We start from the raw sequence: 19344 nt of genomic DNA on the forward strand, positions 1-19344 counted from the left end.
ACGGAACTTATTTGACCGGTTTATAAATCTGATCGAATGTGCCGCCATCCCCGAAGTGTGCAGGCTGCGCCTTAACCCAGCCACCGAATAACGGGTCATCAATCGTGATGAGCTTGACATCCGTCAGCCATTTACGGTCGGCCTCCGGCACTAATTCAGGCTTTGACGGCCGGTAGAAATGTTTGGCTGCAATCTTCTGCCCCTCTTCGGAATAGAGATAGGTCAGGAAGGCTTCCGCCTGTTTGCGGGTACCTTTGGCATCGACATTCTTGTCCACCACAGCAACCGGCGGCTCGGCGAGAATGGATTGCGGCGGCACGACAATGTCAAAAGAATCCGCTCCGAATTCCGCAACTGACAGATAGGCTTCGTTTTCCCATGCCAGCAACACATCGCCCAACTGGCGTTGCACAAAACTGGTGGTCGAGCCACGCGCACCGGTATCCAGCACCGGCACATGACGGAACAATTCCGTCATATAGGCTTTGACCTTGGCTTCATCGCCGCCATATTCGCTATGCGCCCATGCCCATGCGGCCAGATAATTCCAGCGGGCACCGCCGGAGGTTTTCGGGTTAGGTGTAATCACCTCCACCCCGTCTTTAATCAGATCGCCCCAGTCTTTAATGCCCTTTGGATTGCCCTTACGGGTCAGGAAGACGATGGTTGAGGTGTAAGGCGCGGAATTATTCGGAAATTTCTGCCGCCAGTCCGCATTGATCTTGCCGCTTTTCTCGACAATGGCATCAATATCGCTTTGCAAAGCAAGCGTCACAACATCTGCGGGGATACCGTCAATAACAGAACGTGCCTGCGCACCGGAGCCGCCATGCGATGTGCGCAGGGTTATCGTCTCTCCGGTTTCGGCCTGCCAGTGTTTGGCAAAGGCATCGTTAAATTCTTTATATAATTCCCGCGTCGGATCGTAAGAAACATTCAGCAGGGTCTGGGCAGCGGGTGCCTGCACAGGGATGGACACCGCAGATACAGCGATCAGCGCAGCAAAGGCGGAAAAAGTATTTCGCATCAGTATCATCAAGGCCTCCGTTTCATGTTCAAAAACAAACTAACAGAGCCGGAACGGAGAAGGATGCTACAGGAACCTCAATACTCCGCTCCCACGGAAATAATCTTCCTCAGATGAGCGCATTGTAAAATAAAAATTCGCCTTTGCCAAAGACAGTTCAGCGTCCCGCATCAAAAAACCATACCCGAACCCATACGGGGACTGCGCAGGCTGCACTTATAGCGCACCTCATAATAAGGATCGACAACCAGTGTCACATCACGGGTTTCGCAGCGTTTTCCGGTAGATTTCAGATATTCCTCCGCCACATCGCGGAATACAACCGGCGGCGTGACACCAAGCCCTGTTCCGGTGGAGAAACCTTTGACAAAATTCTGCGTGGCTGTGCCTGCCAGCCCCGGCCCGATCAGCAGACGGCTTTCGGTCTGGTTATCGACAATACGATAATTAACACCGCTTTTTCCGACGAATTCAACGGAAGGCAGCCCCTGATATTTGGCTTGTACATAATTCACACCGGCACAACCGGTGAGCACAGCGAGGGCAGCAAACGCACTGATGCGCATGCCCGCAGGGGTGAATATTTTGCGAAATGTCAAACCAGCCTGTATCACGCGCTATAATGCCTTTTCTGCTGAACTATGCTGTCTCTGCTTTTAAATATCTGACAAATAATCATATTAATGCCAGATACGGTTTTTATTGGACGATCAAAATAAGAATCTTATTTTAAATTCCGCAAACAGACCTGTTTTTCTGCCCGCAGGTTCCCTGCCTTCTCTGTAAGTGCTGTAAACGAAAAGGATAAACTGATGCTGAAAGCAATCATCCCATCACTCTCTGCCGGTCTTTTACTTTGCGGTTTTGCAGGCAGTGTTGCCGCGCAGGAAGCTGACGAGATGCAGGCGCTTACCAAAGTGACCTATATATGCGAGCGGAATGTTGAACTGGATGTTGTCTACATCAACGGTCTGAAAAATGATGAATCAGCAGCTGTTCTTTACACGGAAGGCAAGCTGGTGCCGATGCGTATCTGGCCAGCGGCTTCAGGTGCACGTTATATCGCTCTTGATGAACAGGACAGCTATCGCTGGCATACAAAAGGCGATGAAGGCATTCTGTCGTTTCTTGAAGCCGATGACAGCGCCAAAGAACAGACATTGTTCAGCAATTGTGTAAACAAGGATAAAGCTGCACAGTAAAATTGAGGCAGGATTTTTCGCTACCCTTAAAGCACACAGACTGCTATTTGTGCCGTCAGACAGCAGTCTTCCTGACCTGCTTTGAATTTTATATGATCCGTTCTCTTACAGGAAAGATGTGAGATGAAACCAGTATTCCTGCAAATCCAGTGCAAACCCGGCACAACCTATGATGTTGCCAAGACGCTCTATGAGCGTGAAATCGCCTCGGAACTTTATTCCACCAGCGGCGAATATGATCTTCTCGCAAAGATCTACATTCAGGAAGGTGATGATATCGGCAAATTCATCAATGATAATGTTCATGATATCCCGCATATCATCCGCTCGCTGACAACGCTGACTTTCAAAGCTTTCTGAGTTCAGTCACAGAAACGCCGGTAATATCGACGATGAAGCATTGCCCGTCTCAAACGGGCGATGCTTTTTTATTTTGCGCTGCTGCACGCGAAGAATTTTGCATGTGAGGCAATTTGTACTTTGCACCGTACGCTCGGGTACTGTAAGACATATCTGAAAAGATAACACTGCATTTCTGCAACTTCTGCAAACAGGAGTTTCGCAGCGCTGTTAATGCATAAGGGAATAAGATCATGCCAGCCTATCGCTCAAGAACTTCCACCCACGGCCGCAATATGGCGGGTGCGCGCGGCCTCTGGCGCGCCACAGGCATGAAAGACGGTGATTTCGGCAAGCCGATTATCGCTGTGGTCAATTCCTTTACCCAGTTTGTGCCGGGTCACGTGCATCTGAAAGATCTCGGCCAGATGGTCGCCCGCGAAATCGAAAAAGCAGGCGGCGTTGCCAAAGAATTCAACACGATCGCGGTCGATGACGGTATCGCCATGGGGCATGACGGTATGCTCTATTCGCTGCCATCACGCGAAATCATCGCCGACTCGGTTGAATATATGGTCAATGCCCATTGCGCCGATGCGATGGTGTGCATTTCCAACTGTGACAAGATCACACCGGGTATGCTGATGGCCGCATTGCGCCTCAATATTCCGGTTGTATTTGTTTCCGGCGGCCCGATGGAAGCTGGTAAAGTTGTCTGGAATGACAAGGTTAAAAAGCTTGATCTGGTTGATGCTATGGTTGCAGCCGCCGACGACAAATACACCGACGAAGAAGTGGACGCGATTGAGCGCTCCGCCTGCCCGACCTGCGGCTCCTGCTCCGGTATGTTCACCGCCAACTCGATGAACTGCCTGACCGAAGCGCTTGGCCTTTCCCTGCCGGGCAACGGCTCGACGCTGGCAACCCATGCGGCACGTAAAGAACTGTTTCTTGAAGCCGGTCGTCTGGTTGTTGACCTCTGCAAGCGTTATTATGAAGGCAATGATGAGAGCGTGTTGCCACGCGCAGTTGCCAGCTTTGCAGCTTTTGAAAATGCAATGACACTGGATATCGCCATGGGCGGCTCCACCAATACCGTTCTGCATTTGCTGGCGGCAGCGCATGAAGCGGAAATGGATTTCACCATGTCCGATATTGACCGCCTGTCACGCAAAGTGCCGGTGCTGTGTAAAGTTGCACCTGCCGTGCCGGATGTGCATATGGAAGACGTGCATCGCGCCGGTGGTATTATGGGTATTCTCGGTGAGCTTGACCGCGCGGGCCTGCTCAACACCGATGTCGGCTCGGTACATTCCGGCACATTGAAAAATGCGCTGGAAAAATGGGATATCAAACGTTCATCCGATGAAAGCGTGCATGAGTTCTTCCGTGCTGCACCGGGTGGTGTTCCGACACAGGTTGCATTCAGCCAGAACCGTTATTTCGACAACACCGACAGCGACCGTGAAAACGGCGTTATCCGCACCAAAGAACATGCCTTCTCACAGGACGGCGGTCTGGCCGTACTGTATGGCAATCTGGCGGAAGATGGCTGTATCGTTAAAACTGCCGGTGTGGATGACAGCATCCTGACCTTCTCCGGCCCTGCGCGTATTTTTGAAAGTCAGGACAGCGCGGTTCTCGGCATTCTCAACGGCAAGATCAAAGAAGGCGATATTGTTCTGATCCGCTATGAAGGCCCGCGCGGCGGTCCGGGTATGCAGGAAATGCTCTATCCGACCAGCTATCTGAAGTCGAAAGGTCTGGGCAAAGCCTGTGCGCTGATTACTGACGGCCGTTTCTCCGGCGGTTCTTCCGGTCTTTCCATCGGTCACGTTTCGCCGGAAGCCGCTGAAGGCGGCCTGATCGGTCTGGTTAAAGAAGGTGATCTGATCGAGATCGACATTCCGAACCGCAAAATCCATCTGGCTGTTGATGATGCTGTGCTAGTAAAACGCAGTGCAGAGATGGAAGCCAAAGGCATTGCCGCATGGAAGCCGACAGAAGTGCGCAAGCGCAAAGTCACCACAGCACTGCGTGCCTATGCAGCCATGGCTACCAGCGCCGCCAAAGGTGCGGTGAGACACGTGCCTGAGTAATTCAAACCATACTAAAAGGCCCCTCCACGGGGCCTTTTCAACATTAAAGCGAATAAGCTGGCTCGGCTTCATAAGCTTTATGAAGCAAATCTATAAATGATTTCGCTTCGGGAATAAGGGTTGATGCAATAGCTTTTACCGGTATTGCCGGTGTCCATGAATTCATAACCGCCGCTCCTTTTATCTCAGAAAGCCGCGCAATGGTTATTTCTTCATGACGTTGAGGAACCCCAAGGCGTTCCAATTGTCGCCGGACAATGCCCATCATTGTCCCCGTCAGCATTTCAGCTATTGGCCAAATAACCGTTTCACCATCCCAAAAAACAATATTCCAGATTGTTGCCTCACTCAGCCGACCCTGCCTATCGACAAATACCGCATCGTCAAACCCTTGCCTGATAGCCTCATGTAAATAGAAGGTTTTACCGGCCTCCCCCACATGTTTTATATTTGCAAGAGGTCTTTCGTGAGTAACCGCACTTAATCGTAAAGGCCCTTGCGGACCATCAGATGGCAATGCTGTGCGCACCAGCACAGCAGGCTCTACGTCCATACTCTGCGCCGTAAATTCACCATGACGGGAAAACACCGTCACCATAAGCGACTGATCCTCCGGTCCGGCATTGATTGCAGTTTTGATATAAGATTTCAGCACTTCATCAGATAATGCTCTGCCATAAAAAGCAGCCGATGCAGCTTGCAAGCGAGCCAGATGAAGATCCAACCCCTTCACTTTGCGGTTGCGCACCTGCATAGCAGTAAAATGCGCAAACCCGGAAAAAGCCAGTGGAATGAGCTCTTCTTTTGTTGCAGCAAGGCCATTAATCTGAGCCTGAAATTGTTCAGTTCCTGATGACATTCTATTGCTCCTGAATGATTTCAATGAAGGAGCAAATGCTTTACAGTCTGACAGCACTGTCAGAGTCAAGGGCATTCAATGAAAATCGGAGAACTATCAAAGCGGACAAATGTCACCATACGCATGCTTCGATATTATGAAGCTGAAGGGCTGCTGACACCTCAGCGCTCAACAAGTGGTTATCGGGATTATGATAGTAATGCGGTTCGTACTGTGAAGCGGATCAAACTGCTTGGCGCTGCCGGCATGACACTAACGACTATCCGGCAATTTCTTCCATGTATAAGAGGAGAAAACCCCGTATTTGAGCCTTGCGATGAACTGCGAAAGACCCTGCATGAACAGATTCAGCTGGTCGACCAAAAGGCAGCCAAACTAACCAAAAGCAAGAACATGCTGGAGAGCTTTTTACAGGAAATCGACAGCAACTAAAATTTACAACTGCACCGTGGCAAGTACAGTATAATCACATTCTTCAGACATCAGCTCTTATCTGATAAAGCTTTCTCAACCTCCGGCATGAATTGTTTGATGAGACTTTCTGTGCTCAAAGGCCCGACGAATTTATAAACAATCTTGCCTTCGCGGTTGACGATGAAGGTTTCCGGCACGCCGTAAACACCCCATTCAATACCGGCGCGGCCGGAGCGATCTGTGCCGACGACATTGTAAGGATTGCCGAGGCTGTTCAGAAAGGCCAGTGCATTTTCCGGCGCGTCTTTATAGTTCAGACCTACCACTTTAATGCGCGGATCCTGCCCCAGCTTCATAATCTGCGGATGCTCATCACGACACGGCACACACCACGATGCCCAGATATTGACCAGCGTCACCTGCCCCTTCAGATCAGCGCCTTTCAAGCCCGGCACCAGCGTTCCGTCAGCCAGCCGCAATCCTTCCAGCGGCGGCAGATCGGTCAGCGGTGCATCGCGCCCGATCAAAGCTGAGGGAATTTCCTGCATATTTTTTCCGCTCAGCAACTGCCATGTAAAAATACCGGCAAGTGCTGCAAAAATAAGCAGCGGCAGAAGCGCCACCACAACGCGTTTTTTGTTCTGCGGAGCATCCGTTCCGCCGGATGTCTTCACCGGATCAGTCATTATCAATCAGCCTTTTGCGAGCGGCGGCGAATGCCCTGCTTCTCAAGTCGTGCAAGCTCTGCCCGCAAACGTGTCTGGGTCAGCAATATCCATGCAACAATCGCCACAATCACCGTGGCAGAAACACCATAGGAAATAAGAACATAGCTCAGATGCGTCATGCCGCTTCTCCTGCCGGCTTACGGTTTTCGCGCTCGGCATTGCGGGCTGCGATCTTGCGCATTGCCGCAATACGGCGACTGAAAATCTCGTTACGCATTGCCATCAGATGCAGCGTGAAAAACAGCATGGTCATCGCCAGTGCCATTACCAGCAACGGATAAAGCATACTCGGCGGCATGGCAGGCCCCTCCATACGCAACACGGATGCAGGCTGATGCAATGTGTTCCACCAGTCGACTGAGAATTTGATGATCGGAATATTGATAAAGCCAACCAGTGTCAGGACAGCGGCAGCTCGCGCAGCTTTTGCCTGATCGTCCATGGCGCGGGTCAGCGCGATGATACCGAGATACATCAGAAACAGAATGAAAACCGAGGTCAGGCGTGCATCCCACACCCACCACGTGCCCCACATCGGCTTGCCCCACAGTGAACCGGTAACCAGCGCCAATGCGGTAAACATTGCGCCGAGCGGTGCGGCAGCTTTGGCCGAGACATCAGCCAGCGGATGTCGCCAGACCAATGTGCCGAGTGCTGCAATGGTCATCACCGTGTAGCACATCATCGACAGCCATGCGAAAGGCACATGGATGAACATGATCTTCACGGTCAGCCCCTGCTGATAGTCTTCCGGCGCGAACCACACCATATAAAGACCGGTCAGCAATAACAGCACAGTCAGCGCCGACAGCCATGGCAGGATTGCACTGCTCAGGCTCAGAAAGCGTGTCGGATTAGCCAGATCGAGCAGCGCCTGAAAGCGGCGCGGTGCATCTTTGGATAAGGCTTTATCAGTTGATCGTTCAGTCATAGATACCCGGATATATTTGTAAGCTTAAGCTATCCTTAGAGCGGCCTCACAAGAGGCAGCACTCTTATTCAGAATATGGGTTTAATCTGTCGAAATTTTCAATGCGAAAGCTGCGGCTAATGGCCCGATAATAGCAGCAATCAGTGTATTCGCCGACAGCATCAGCAAAGGTGAGAGAAAAGCTGCATTTTCAGTCACCGCACCATAGGATGCCGAAACACCGAAAATCAGCACCGGAATAGTCAAAGGCAGGATCATCACCGAGACCAGCAACCCGCCGCGCGGCATGGAAACGGCAAGCGCCGCGCCCAATGCACCGATAAAGATCACCGCCGGTGTGCCAATCAGCAAGGTAAGCGCTGTTGCACCGATTGCCAGCGGCTCCATATTCATAATCAGCCCGAGAAACGGCGCGGCAATCACCAGCGGCAAAACCGTTGCTACCCAATGCGCAAGACATTTCACAATCACTGTCAGGGTCAGAAAATGGCGTTCCCGCGCCATTATCATCACATCCAGCGAGCCGTCTTCACGATCCGCCTGAAACAACCGGTCAAGACCGAGAAGTACCGCCAGAAGTGCACCGAGCCACAACATTGCAGGGCCAATGCGCGCCAGCAATTTAAGGTCAGGCCCGACAGCAAAAGGCACGACGGCGGCAACAGCCAGATAAAACAGGATGCCGGTTAAAGCACCACCGCCTGCGCGGATGGCAATACGCAAATCTCGCCAGAACAAAGCCTTCATAGCAACCAGCCCTGCGCTTCAGCGCTATGGTCGCCAAACTGGTAATCTTCAAGCCGTAAATGCTGCACCGCATCAGAACCGGCCTGATCTAGCCCGAGCGCAATATGCGTGACCGTAACAATCATGCCGCCTTTTTTTAAATGTTCACGCATCACACCGGCAAACATCGCTTGCGCATAGGTGTCCAACCCCGAGGTCGGCTCATCCAGCAGCCATAAAGGCCGGTGCGAGCAGAGCAGCGTGGCAATAGTTACGCGGCGCTTCTGCCCTGTGGAGAGATAACCGTAAGGCAGATGATCAATATTATAGAGGCCGACAATTTCCAGCGCCTCATCAATGTCGTGCAGCGGGCTTCCGTGAAAATCCTGCCAGAATTTCAGATTTTCATAAACACTCAGCGCCGGCTTCATCGCATTGAGGGTACTGAGATAATGGCTGTGTGCCATCACCGGCTCCTGCGCCCCATCTATTTCCAGCCAGACCGTACCGTCAGAAGCGGGCAACAGACCGGCAATGATTCGCAGCAGTGTTGATTTTCCTGCGCCATTCGGCCCTGTGATAATCAAAGCCTGACCATCGCTCAGGCTTGCGCACAGAGAGTTGAACAGGAGGTTATCGCCCCGTTCTCCGCTCAGATTTTCCGCAACAAGCCGCATAAGGCCTCCGATACCACGAATATTCATCAAATTGTCCGGTTTTCCCTATCAGGAACCTCGACAAAACAAGCCGCAACATTTCGCCGCAACAGCATAATTTTACGCTTTAAGAGTCTGGAACAGTTTTAAAAAACTGACTATATAGCAGCTACCATGCCAGCGGTCGGCGTGGAAACCATTTTTGGCCGATCTCTAAAGCCTGATGTTTGTTAAACAAGTTCCTTGTTAAGCACAGGCCTCGGGACGGACAGCGGAAATGACTGCACCCGCACCTAAGCGCGTCCTTGAAACGCAGCAGAGGCGTTCGTCCTGGTTTTCCGGCCAGTAAGCATGAAGGACGAACATCGTGTCTCACATCGATAGTTTCAAATGCCGTAAGACGCTTACCGTCGACGGCAAAGACTATGTTTATTACAGCCTGACCGAAGCTGAAAAAAACGGTCTTGAAGGCGTATCCAAACTCCCATTCTCCATGAAGGTTCTGCTTGAAAACCTTCTGCGCTTCGAAGATGACCGCAGCGTCAAGAAAGCGGATATCGAGAATATCGCCAAATGGCTCGTTGATCGCGGTTCCGCCGGTGCGGAAATCGCCTATCGCCCTGCCCGCGTGCTGATGCAGGACTTTACCGGCGTTCCTGCCGTTGTTGACCTTGCTGCGATGCGCGATGCCATGGTGGCACTCGGCGGCGATGCTGAAAAAATCAACCCGCTGGTTCCTGTTGACCTCGTGATCGACCACTCCGTGATCGTTGACGAATTCGGCAACCCGCAGGCATTCAAAAACAACGTTGATCTCGAATATCAGCGCAATGCCGAGCGTTACCGCTTCCTGAAATGGGGCCAGCAGGCATTCCAGAACTTCCGCGTTGTTCCTCCGGGCACAGGTATCTGCCATCAGGTTAACCTTGAATATCTGGCTCAGGCCGTATGGACCAAGGAAGAAAACGGCGAAACCGTTGCTTATCCTGACACCTGCGTTGGTACAGACAGCCACACAACCATGGTCAACGGCCTTGGCGTTCTTGGCTGGGGTGTTGGTGGTATTGAAGCGGAAGCTTCGATGCTCGGCCAGCCGGTTTCCATGCTGCTGCCGGAAGTTATCGGCTTCAAACTGACCGGCAAGGTCAAAGAAGGCGTCACCGCGACTGACCTCGTGCTCACCGTTACCCAGATGCTGCGTAAAAAAGGCGTTGTCGGTAAATTCGTTGAGTTCTTCGGTCCGGGTCTCGACAATATGACCCTTGCCGACCGCGCAACCATTGCCAATATGGGCCCTGAATATGGTGCGACCTGTGGTTTCTTCCCTGTAGACAAAGAAACCCTCAACTATATGAACACAACCGGCCGCGACGAACATCGTCTCAAACTGGTTGAAGCTTACTCCCGTGCACAGGGCATGTGGCGTGAAGCTGACAGCACAGATCCTGTCTTCACAGACATTCTTGAACTGGATATGGGCGACGTTGTTCCATCCATGGCTGGTCCAAAGCGTCCTGAAGGCCGTATTGCTCTGGAAGGCATTGCTTCCGGTTTCGCGACTTCTCTGGAAACAGAATACAAGAAAACAACCGGTCAGACCGCACGTTACGCTGTTGAAGGCGAAGATTTCGATCTCGGCCACGGCGATGTTGTGATCGCTGCGATCACTTCCTGCACCAACACCTCGAATCCGAGCGTGCTGATTGCTGCCGGTCTGCTTGCCCGCAATGCTGTTGCCAAAGGCCTGAAAACCAAGCCTTGGGTTAAGACATCGCTGGCACCTGGTAGCCAAGTTGTTGCTGCCTATCTGGAAAATGCAGGTCTGCAGAAAGATCTCGACGCACTGGGCTTCAACCTGGTTGGCTTCGGCTGCACCACCTGTATCGGTAACTCCGGTCCGCTGCCTGCTCCGATCTCCAAGACCATCAATGAAAAAGGTCTGATCGGCGCTGCTGTTCTCTCCGGTAACCGTAACTTTGAAGGCCGTGTATCTCCTGACGTTCAGGCCAACTATCTGGCATCCCCGCCACTGGTTGTTGCTCACGCTCTGGCCGGTACAGTCACCAAGGATCTGACCAAAGAACCAATTGGTGAAGACAAAGACGGCAATCCTGTATTCCTGCGTGATATCTGGCCTTCATCGGCTGAAATTCAGGAATTCATTGCCAAGAACGTAACGCGCAAGATCTTCTCGGAAAAATATGCCGATGTGTTCAAGGGCGACGAAAACTGGCAGGCCGTTCAGGTACCAGCCGGCCAGACCTATGCATGGGACGATAATTCGACCTATGTGCAGAACCCGCCATATTTCGTAGGCATGGGCAAATCAGCCGGTGAAATCTCCGACATCAAGGGCGCTCGCGTGCTCGGCCTGTTCGGTGACAAGATCACCACTGACCACATCTCCCCTGCCGGTTCTATCAAGGCACAGTCCCCTGCCGGTAAATATCTGCTCGATAACGGCGTTGCCGTTGCAGACTTCAACCAGTACGGTACACGTCGTGGTAACCACGAAGTTATGATGCGCGGTACTTTTGCGAATATCCGTATCCGCAACCACATGCTCGGTGAAAATGGTCGCGAAGGCGGTTACACCATTCACTACCCAAGCAAGGAAGAAACCTCGATCTATGATGCAGCAATGCAGTATAAGGCAGAGGGCGTTCCGCTGGTTGTGTTTGCCGGTGTTGAATATGGTAACGGCTCGTCCCGTGACTGGGCTGCTAAGGGCACCAACCTGCTCGGCGTTAAAGCTGTGATCTCGCAGTCGTTTGAGCGTATTCACCGCTCCAACCTCGTCGGCATGGGCATTGTACCATTTGTGTTTGAAGAAGGCACAAGCTGGCAGTCCCTCGGCCTGAAGGGCGACGAAGTGGTAACCATTGAAGGTCTGGCAGACATTCGTCCGCGCCAGAAGACCAATGCAACCATCACTTTCGCTGACGGTTCAGTGAAGCAGGTACCTCTGATCTGCCGTATCGATACGCTGGATGAGCTGGACTACATGAAGAACGGCGGCATTCTGCAGACCGTTCTGCGTGATCTGGCCAAAGCCTGATAGCTAAGCGCTTAATATGAATAAAAACGCCGCTGAAGAAATTCAGCGGCGTCTTGCTATAAAAGTCACAGCGTAGATTTATAAACGTTAAATTATCATATAAATTAAAATCTTGTTAAATATAACAGCTGATATGAGTAAACATTAAACATATCAATTAAGAACCAAGGAGATAATCATGGTTCTTAAATCAAATAAATATTACGCATTAATTTTATCTACAACGATATTATATTCCCAACCAAGTATTTTACATGCAGCAGAATACACTTGGAGCGGAACAGTTAACACAAACTGGTTTGAGACAAGTAACTGGGCGAAAGGCAACGGGGCCGAGGTCAATGGCATACCAGGAGAGGCCGACAGGGTAATATTTAGTAAATCTGCTATTTTCGCCCCATCAATTACATCTGGTAATAACACCACAATAAATCAATTAAGTTTTGGTGCAACAACCAGCACAGACTCTCCAAAGTTAAATATTGATGGAGGAACACTCAATGTAATAGAATTCGTTCTGCTTGAAAAAGCAGAAACTGGAAATACAATAAGCATTTCCAGCAACGGAAAACTTTCAATCGGCGGAAACTTAAATCATGGATACAATCCAGGTCCAACTAAGATTGTACTGCAATCTGGCGCAAGTTTAATCCAAACCAACACAAATTCCATATTTTCAACAGGTGAAGATTATGCATCCTCATTGCAAATTTTTGCGAAAGATTCAGGAACTCAGGCAACCCTTGGCCAAACAACCTTCGCAAATAAAGGCTTTACGAGTCTACATATCACTGAGGGCGCTCAAATTTTTACTGAAAATTTGACTTTAGCCAAAATTCAAAACTCCGATTTTGAAGCAACAATATCGGATGCAGACAGCAAATTATTATCACGTGACAATATTATCTTAGCTGAAGGTGGTGACGCCACAATCACCCTTCTAAACAATGCAACATTGCAAACGGCCAATAAGATTATTATCGCCCAAAAACCTGGCTCAAAAGGAACAATTAACATTGGTAGCAACACCCAGTCAGGCGGTCAATTTATTGCCAATTCAATAGAAACAGGAGAGGGGATAGCGTTAATAAATTTCTTCAACACAAATGGAGTGTACAATTTAAATAGCAACATTACAGGAAGAGGGGAAATATACGTATTTAACAACTCCTACATACATACCGGATCACAACAAAATATATTAACCATTGAGAATAAAGTATTTCTACGAGACACATCTACACTATCAGGATTTGTAAATATTTCAGATATCTCTAGTGATGCAACTTTATCACCGGGTGACAGCTCAAATTTTTTTGAAATGAAAATCAATGGAAGTTACATTGGTAATGAAAACAGTAAAATTGTTATTGATGTAAATTTAGGTGATGACTACTCCTTCACTGACAAAATAAATATTACCGGAATTACATTAGGCTCATCAGCTATAATAGTACAAAATAAATATGGAAACGGTGCCTCCACTGTCAACGGCATTCAGATCATTGAAGTAGACGGGCAGTCAGACGCTACGATGTTTCTGGGTAATCCTGATTACACCACATCCGATGAAAAAGATGCCATTATCGCTGGCGCTTATGCCTATACGCTCGAAAAAGGCCTCCCTTCAACAGATGACGGTAACTGGTATTTACGCAGCTCTATTGTTTCTCCACCATCCCCCCCGGGGCCTCCTGTTCCACCAGGCCCGCCAGTGCCTCCCGGACCTCCGACACCACCCGCTCCGCCTGTACCGCCAACACCTCCAACACCTCCGGGGCCAAATCCGGATCCGCGCTATCAACCGGGCGTGCCGCTTTACAACAATAATGTAGAAAGCATGAGAAGCATCAATCAGACTTTGATGTCATCGCTCTATACACGCGCAGGAAACCGCTACTGGAGTGGTGCAGGAACCCATCATATTGCCCAAGGCGATGGCGTGGGGTCTGGTTATCAGCCACCTGAAGCCGGTACAGTCGTAACGGATACAGGACTGTTCTGGATACGCACAGAGGCCGGTCAGGAAAACTACAGCTCGCAATCATCAACCATTGCCAGCAAATACCGCCAGAATTACTGGCTGGTACAAGCGGGTCTCGACAGCCAGTTGCGCGAAACCGAGACCGGTCGCCTGATCGGAAGCGGCTGGGTGCATTATATTGACGCCAAAAGCAGAAGCTATTCGCGCTATGGCGATGGCGATATCAACACGCAGGCCTATGGTTTCGGCGGTGCTCTGACATGGTATGGCGATAATGGTTTTTATGTCGATGCCCAGACACAGGTCAGCTGGTACAAGACCGACCTTTATTCTGATCTGACACGGAAGAACCATGTCTCCGATCATAATAATGCCGGTTATGGTTTTGGCATCGAAGTCGGAAAACGTATCCAGTATAATGATTTCTGGTCATTCACACCGCAGGCACAACTGACCTATTCCGGTCTGAATCTGAAGGATTATACGGATTTCTACGATGCCAGAGTCCATCACTCCAATGAGAATGATGTGCTGGGTCGAATTGGTCTGGCAACGAACTATGAAAATGCATGGCAGGATGCTGCCGGTTTCACCCGAAAACTGGATCTTTACGGCATGATTGGTGTGCAGCAAAACTTCACAGGAAATTCCAATCTCATCCTTGTCTCCGGCACGCCTTTCTATACCGGCGGACAAGCCCGCACACAGCTGCAATTAACGCTGGGTTCGACCTATAGCTGGAATGACGGCAAATATGCCATCTTCGGGACAGTTGAAACCAGCGGCGCCACGAAGAATATCAGTGACAATTACAGTCTCTCCGGCAATCTCGGATTTAAGATACGCTGGTGAAACTACAAAGAAAAAGGGCAGCCCTGCGGCTGCCCTTTCTGATTTCAAAACCTGAAAACCTTCAGCACTATTCACGATTGCCCAGGAAGTTGAGCAGGAACATGAACATGTTGATGAAGTCGAGGTAAAGACGCAGTGCGCCCATTACAATCTTGCGACCCATCGCATCCGATGCATCACCTTCGTAATACATTTCCTTGATCTGCTGGGTGTCATAGGCGGTAAGACCGGCAAAGATCAGAACACCAAGAACCGATACTGCAAACTGCAGAGCAGAAGAGCCGAGGAAGATGTTAACCACGGAGGCAATGATAAGGCCGAACAGACCCATCATCAGGAACGAGCCCATTGCCGACAGGTCACGCTTGGTGGTGTAGCCGTAAAGCGACAGGGCACCAAAAGAGGCTGCGGTAATGAAGAACGTACGCACGATGCTCTCGCCAGTAAAGACGAGGAAGATCGAGGACAGCGACAGACCAACCAAACCGGCATAAACCCAGAATGTCAGCTGCGCGGTTGCAACGCTCATGCGCTCAATGCGGAAGCTCAGGAAAAATACGGCAGCCAATGGAGCAAGCATTACGACCCATTTCAGCGGGCTGCCATACATAAGTTGTGCGAAGGCCGGATTGTTCATGGCGAGATAGGATGTGCCGAGTGCAGCCAGACCGGTTACGGCCAGACCAATCGCCATCATATTATAAACGCCAAGCATGTATGAGCGCAGTCCCTGATCGACGGCTGCGTCTGCGCGCGCCCCGACCGGGCTCTGCGCCTGTACATTACGAAAATCTACCATAATATTCCTCTTGCCTTGTTCCGTCCGGTGTCGGGGGCGCTCCCCAGGCGCCGCTGGCGGAACCCCAGCATGCCTGCCTGATATAATGGTTATTTTGCATGTTCAAAACAAGACCAAACAACCCTTTACCAGTAAAAAAGCTTTGTTTTTAGAATCTTTTACGCTGCGCCCTGTTTCTCTCAGCACGATAAAACAGAGTATCTAAGCCTTTATAATTCCCGTAAAACACTCCCTGCCTTCTGCCCAAGCACCCGCCATGTACCGGCAAGACCAAAACCGACAGTCAGAACCAGCGCCGTCAGCACTGTGAAAAATGCCACGTCCGGCAGCATCCGCATCTGCAAATTCATCAGCTTTACCACCACAAACCATGCAGCCAGACCACCCGCTCCAAGGGCAAAAACGGCCGTTGCCAAGCCAAGCAGCGCATATTCATAGACAAAAGCGCGGATCAATGTGAGGCGTGTGGCACCCAATGTTTTCAGCACCACCGCATCATGCTGTCTGGCACGATTACCTGCCGCCAGTGCTCCGGCCAGCACCAGAATTGCCGCCAGCAAGCCAACCGATGCAGCCCAGCGGATAGCCACCGCCAGCTGGCTGATCAGATCATTGGCCACTTCAATCGCATCTTTAACCCGCACAGATGTGACCGCAGGGAAAGTTTGCGTTACCGTGCGCAACACATTGGCCTCCTGCTCCGGTGCCGCATTGGCATCAGTCAGTGTCGCCAGCCATGAATGCGGCGCGCCGGCAAAAGTATTCGGCGAGAACACCATAACAAAATTGATTGCCAGTGTTTCCCACTGTACCTGACGGAAATTGGCTATCTTCGCAGTAATATTGCGGCCAAGCACATTCACTGTCACCGTATCACCGATTTTCAGCCCGAGCTCTTCCGCCTCTTTGGCCGCAAAAGATACCAGCGGCTCACCGCTGTAATCTGCTGGCCACCACTCACCCTGTGTCATTGTGGAGTTTTCTGGCAGATTTTTCGCATAAGTAATACCGCGATCTCCGCGCAGCACCCATGCACCCTGCGGCGGCACAGTCACCTTATCAACATCAGTGCCGTTCAAAGCCACTATGCGTCCACGCAACATCGCGGCACTGACGACTTTGCCTTCCGGTGCTGTTTTCGCCAACAGATCGCGGAAGCCATCAATTTCCGTATTCTGAATATCGACAAAGAAGAAATTCGGCGCATGAGCAGGCAGGCTCTGGGTGATCTGACGGCGCAGATTACCGTCAACCAGAGCCAGCGCCACCACCAAAGTCAGGCCAAGACCGAGCGAGAGCACAACGGACGGCGTCAACGCACCCGGACGGTGAATATTACCGACTGCCAGCCGCAAAGCCGGAGAGCGGAACCGCGGCGCTTTACGCGCCAGCATCCGCAACCCGTATGAGACCCCGCGCAGAATGATAAACGCAGCAACCGCTCCCACGATAAACACACCGGCAATGCGCTGATCTTCAACAAAAAACAGCACCAGCCCGATCAATATCAGCAGCAGAAGTCCGGCAGTCAGCATATAGAGCAGCGGCGGCCAGCCGCTTTGGTCAAAACCTTTTTGGCGGAACAAAGCCGTTGCCGGAATTGTCCGTGCCCGCCCCAAAGGCAGAAGGGCAAAGATCAGCGTGGTAATCAGCCCGAAAGCTGTCGCCAGCAACAGCGCTTGCGGGTAGAGTTTGAGCCCGCCGTTGACCGGCAGATAAGATGACAGGCCATAGATCGCCGCGGCGCTGAGCCCCAGTGACAGTACCAGACCAATGACAATTCCGATCAGCGCAATAGCCACGATCTGAAACAGATAAATCAGCACCACAAAATCAGCCGATGCGCCGAGCGATTTAAAGGTCGCAATAACAGGCCGTTTGCCGTCGAGAAAACTGCGCACTGCATTGGCAACACCGACACCGCCGATAATCAGCGATGTGAGGCCGACAAGAGTGAGAAATTGCGAGAACCGCTCAATATTAGCAGATAAAGCCGGTGCCGCATTATTACGGTTGCGGATATTCCAGCCTGCTTCAGGGAAGTTTTTCTCTGCCGCAGCTTCCAGTGCTGTCAGACGTGTATCCCGTGCCCCCGCCTGCGTTGTATCCGGCAAGGCGATTTTATAAATATAGTTGACCAGACTACCCGGCTGAATAAGACCGGACGCCCGCAGAGCCTCATCAGATGTCAAAAAACGCGGTGCCAAAGCCATGCCGGAACCCAGCATATCCGGCTCGCTCTCAATAATCGCCCGCAACGCAAACTTTGCCGAGCCGAGCATGATCTGGTCACCGAGCTTCAGACCCAGACGATCCAGCAAAAGCTGCGGCACAGCCGCGCCATAGGCTCCGTTCTGCAATGCAAAACGCTCTGAAGCCGCCAGATCCGGTGCCAGTTTTAATGTGCCATAGAGCGGATAGGCGCTATCCACGGCCTTCACTTCAACCAGTGCCTGATCGGAGCCATCTGTCATGCGTACCATTGAACGCATGGTGATATTCTCAGACACAGTGCCTTGCGCGTTCAAAAACTGCCGTTCCTGCTCCGTCACCTCACGCTGATTGAGCATAAAGCTGACATCACCGCCGAGGATGGCCTGTCCTTCAACTGCCAGACCATCGGCAATAGAACGGGCAACGGAATTCACCCCGCCAATGGCAGCAACACCAAGCGCGATACAACCGAGAAAAATATAAAAGCCGGTCAAACCGCCACGCATTTCACGCAATGCAAAGCGCAGCGCCAGTGCGAAAGACGGCTTCGTTGCAACTTTACCTGTCATCCCTGTCGTGCCCGCCGTCATTGCGCGGCTTCCGCCTGAACGACCTCTTCATGTGTGTGGCTCTTGCCAGACACAGGATCAGAATGAATACGACCGGAGCGCACCTGAATTTCCCGTCCGCAACGGGCAGCCAGCAACGGATCATGCGTCACCAGCACCATTGTCAGCCCGTATTCTTCTTGTTTGGAGAAAAGCAGATCAGCAATCTGGTTGCCGGTTTCACTGTCAAGATTTCCGGTCGGCTCGTCGGCAATCAGAATAGCCGGTCGCGGTGCCAAGGCACGGGCAATCGCCACACGCTGCTGCTCACCGCCGGAAAGTGCCGCCGGATAATGCGACAGACGATGGCCAAGCCCGACGGATTTCAAAGCCTGTTCGGCAACGACAAATGCATCATCGCGCCCTGCAAGCTCCAGCGGTACCGCCACATTTTCCAGTGCTGTCATATTGGGGATCAAATGAAAGGACTGAAAAACAATGCCTATATTGCGCCCGCGAAAGGCGGCGGCCTGATCTTCACTCATCCGGTCGATCCGTTCGCCGCTGATAAGCACCTGACCGCTATCGACCTTTTCGAGACCTGCCAGCACCATCAGCAATGTAGACTTACCCGAACCCGAAGGGCCGACAATACCAACAGATTCACCGCTTTGTATTTTCAGGGAAATATCATTGAGAACATGGACGCGGGCGGCATTGCTGCCCAGTGTGAGATCAATATTCTCAAGCGTAATACCGGATTGGTGAGGCTGCATGGTCACGTCATTTCCCTGATAAATGGCGGAGGCTCTGAAGACAGATTGTTTTCTATCTGGGGTCACAGAAAGCTAATGTACAGGGCAAAGGGTGAAATACTGTTGCCCTGACCATAAATTTGGCTCTTGCAA

General features: G+C 51.2%; 17 protein-coding genes. 6 read left to right on the top strand and 11 right to left on the bottom strand.

What is annotated here, in order from left to right; all coding sequences use genetic code 11:
* Positions 1-7: 7 nt before the first annotated feature.
* Together JNC80_RS02685 and JNC80_RS02690 are read right to left on the bottom strand one after the other, a co-directional pair.
* Complete coding sequence (locus tag JNC80_RS02685) at positions 8-1027, bottom strand: sulfate ABC transporter substrate-binding protein (protein ID WP_370637792.1); 1020 nt, start codon at positions 1025-1027, stop codon at positions 8-10.
* A gap of 170 nt (positions 1028-1197) precedes the next feature.
* Positions 1198-1593, bottom strand: coding sequence for a hypothetical protein (locus JNC80_RS02690; RefSeq protein ID WP_306402117.1), 396 nt, complete (start codon positions 1591-1593; stop codon positions 1198-1200).
* Positions 1594-1839: 246 nt separating this feature from the next.
* Between JNC80_RS02690 and JNC80_RS02695 the strand changes: the two genes are divergently transcribed.
* The 3 genes from JNC80_RS02695 to ilvD all read left to right on the top strand — a co-directional run bounded on the left by JNC80_RS02695 (position 1840) and on the right by ilvD (position 4667).
* Positions 1840-2229, top strand: a complete 390-nt coding sequence (locus JNC80_RS02695) for an MliC family protein (RefSeq protein ID WP_022711318.1) — start codon at positions 1840-1842, stop codon at positions 2227-2229.
* A gap of 123 nt (positions 2230-2352) precedes the next feature.
* A complete protein-coding gene (locus tag JNC80_RS02700; RefSeq protein ID WP_022711319.1) occupies positions 2353-2589 on the top strand; it encodes an Lrp/AsnC ligand binding domain-containing protein in 237 nt (78 codons plus the stop codon).
* 233 nt (positions 2590-2822) lie between these two features.
* Positions 2823-4667, top strand: coding sequence for a dihydroxy-acid dehydratase (ilvD, locus tag JNC80_RS02705; protein ID WP_376709440.1), 1845 nt, complete (start codon positions 2823-2825; stop codon positions 4665-4667).
* Positions 4668-4710: 43 nt separating this feature from the next.
* Here ilvD and JNC80_RS02710 read toward each other — a convergent pair whose 3' ends face one another.
* Positions 4711-5526 (bottom strand): aminotransferase class IV family protein, encoded by an 816-nt coding sequence (locus tag JNC80_RS02710; RefSeq protein ID WP_376709441.1) that lies wholly within the window; start codon positions 5524-5526, stop codon positions 4711-4713.
* A 78-nt stretch (positions 5527-5604) separates the two neighbouring features.
* Between JNC80_RS02710 and JNC80_RS02715 the strand changes: the two genes are divergently transcribed.
* Entirely contained in the window at positions 5605-5958 is a 354-nt protein-coding gene (locus JNC80_RS02715) for a MerR family transcriptional regulator (RefSeq protein ID WP_376709442.1), read from the top strand.
* 50 nt (positions 5959-6008) lie between these two features.
* On the opposite strand, the gene JNC80_RS02720 is transcribed toward JNC80_RS02715, so the two are convergent.
* The 5 genes from JNC80_RS02720 to ccmA all read right to left on the bottom strand — a co-directional run bounded on the left by JNC80_RS02720 (position 6009) and on the right by ccmA (position 9002).
* Positions 6009-6626, bottom strand: a complete 618-nt coding sequence (locus JNC80_RS02720; RefSeq protein WP_376709443.1) for a DsbE family thiol:disulfide interchange protein — start codon at positions 6624-6626, stop codon at positions 6009-6011.
* 2 nt (positions 6627-6628) lie between these two features.
* Positions 6629-6787 (bottom strand): heme exporter protein CcmD, encoded by a 159-nt coding sequence (ccmD, locus tag JNC80_RS02725; RefSeq protein ID WP_075654044.1) that lies wholly within the window; start codon positions 6785-6787, stop codon positions 6629-6631.
* Positions 6784-7599, bottom strand: a complete 816-nt coding sequence (locus tag JNC80_RS02730) for a heme ABC transporter permease (RefSeq protein ID WP_376709445.1) — start codon at positions 7597-7599, stop codon at positions 6784-6786. Before JNC80_RS02730 ends, ccmD begins: the two co-directional genes overlap by 4 nt.
* Before the next feature lie 81 nt (positions 7600-7680).
* Entirely contained in the window at positions 7681-8346 is a 666-nt protein-coding gene (gene ccmB, locus JNC80_RS02735) for a heme exporter protein CcmB (protein ID WP_022711326.1), read from the bottom strand.
* Positions 8343-9002 (bottom strand): heme ABC exporter ATP-binding protein CcmA, encoded by a 660-nt coding sequence (gene ccmA / locus JNC80_RS02740; protein WP_376709630.1) that lies wholly within the window; start codon positions 9000-9002, stop codon positions 8343-8345. Before ccmA ends, ccmB begins: the two co-directional genes overlap by 4 nt.
* Positions 9003-9348: 346 nt before the next feature.
* Between ccmA and acnA the strand changes: the two genes are divergently transcribed.
* The gene (acnA, locus tag JNC80_RS02745; protein WP_374828045.1) at positions 9349-12039 is read left to right on the top strand and encodes an aconitate hydratase AcnA; all 2691 of its coding nucleotides are present in this window, start codon (positions 9349-9351) and stop codon (positions 12037-12039) included.
* Positions 12040-12217: 178 nt separating this feature from the next.
* On the top strand, positions 12218-14875 hold the full coding sequence (locus JNC80_RS02750; protein ID WP_376709446.1) for an autotransporter family protein: 2658 nt from the start codon (positions 12218-12220) through the stop codon (positions 14873-14875).
* Between the two features lie 67 nt (positions 14876-14942).
* Here the strand turns inward: JNC80_RS02750 and JNC80_RS02755 are convergent, their stop codons facing one another.
* The 3 genes from JNC80_RS02755 to JNC80_RS02765 all read right to left on the bottom strand — a co-directional run bounded on the left by JNC80_RS02755 (position 14943) and on the right by JNC80_RS02765 (position 19212).
* Positions 14943-15674, bottom strand: coding sequence for a Bax inhibitor-1/YccA family protein (locus tag JNC80_RS02755; protein ID WP_075654041.1), 732 nt, complete (start codon positions 15672-15674; stop codon positions 14943-14945).
* Positions 15675-15883: 209 nt separating this feature from the next.
* Positions 15884-18478, bottom strand: a complete 2595-nt coding sequence (locus JNC80_RS02760) for an ABC transporter permease (protein ID WP_376709447.1) — start codon at positions 18476-18478, stop codon at positions 15884-15886.
* A complete protein-coding gene (locus JNC80_RS02765) occupies positions 18475-19212 on the bottom strand; it encodes an ABC transporter ATP-binding protein (protein WP_376709631.1) in 738 nt (245 codons plus the stop codon). The genes JNC80_RS02760 and JNC80_RS02765 overlap by 4 nt, the downstream gene beginning before the upstream one ends.
* Positions 19213-19344 lie beyond the last annotated feature (132 nt).

The sequence above is a fragment of the Pseudochrobactrum lubricantis genome (genome assembly GCF_041929865.1).
Taxonomy (GTDB): Bacteria; Pseudomonadota; Alphaproteobacteria; order Rhizobiales; family Rhizobiaceae; genus Pseudochrobactrum; species Pseudochrobactrum saccharolyticum.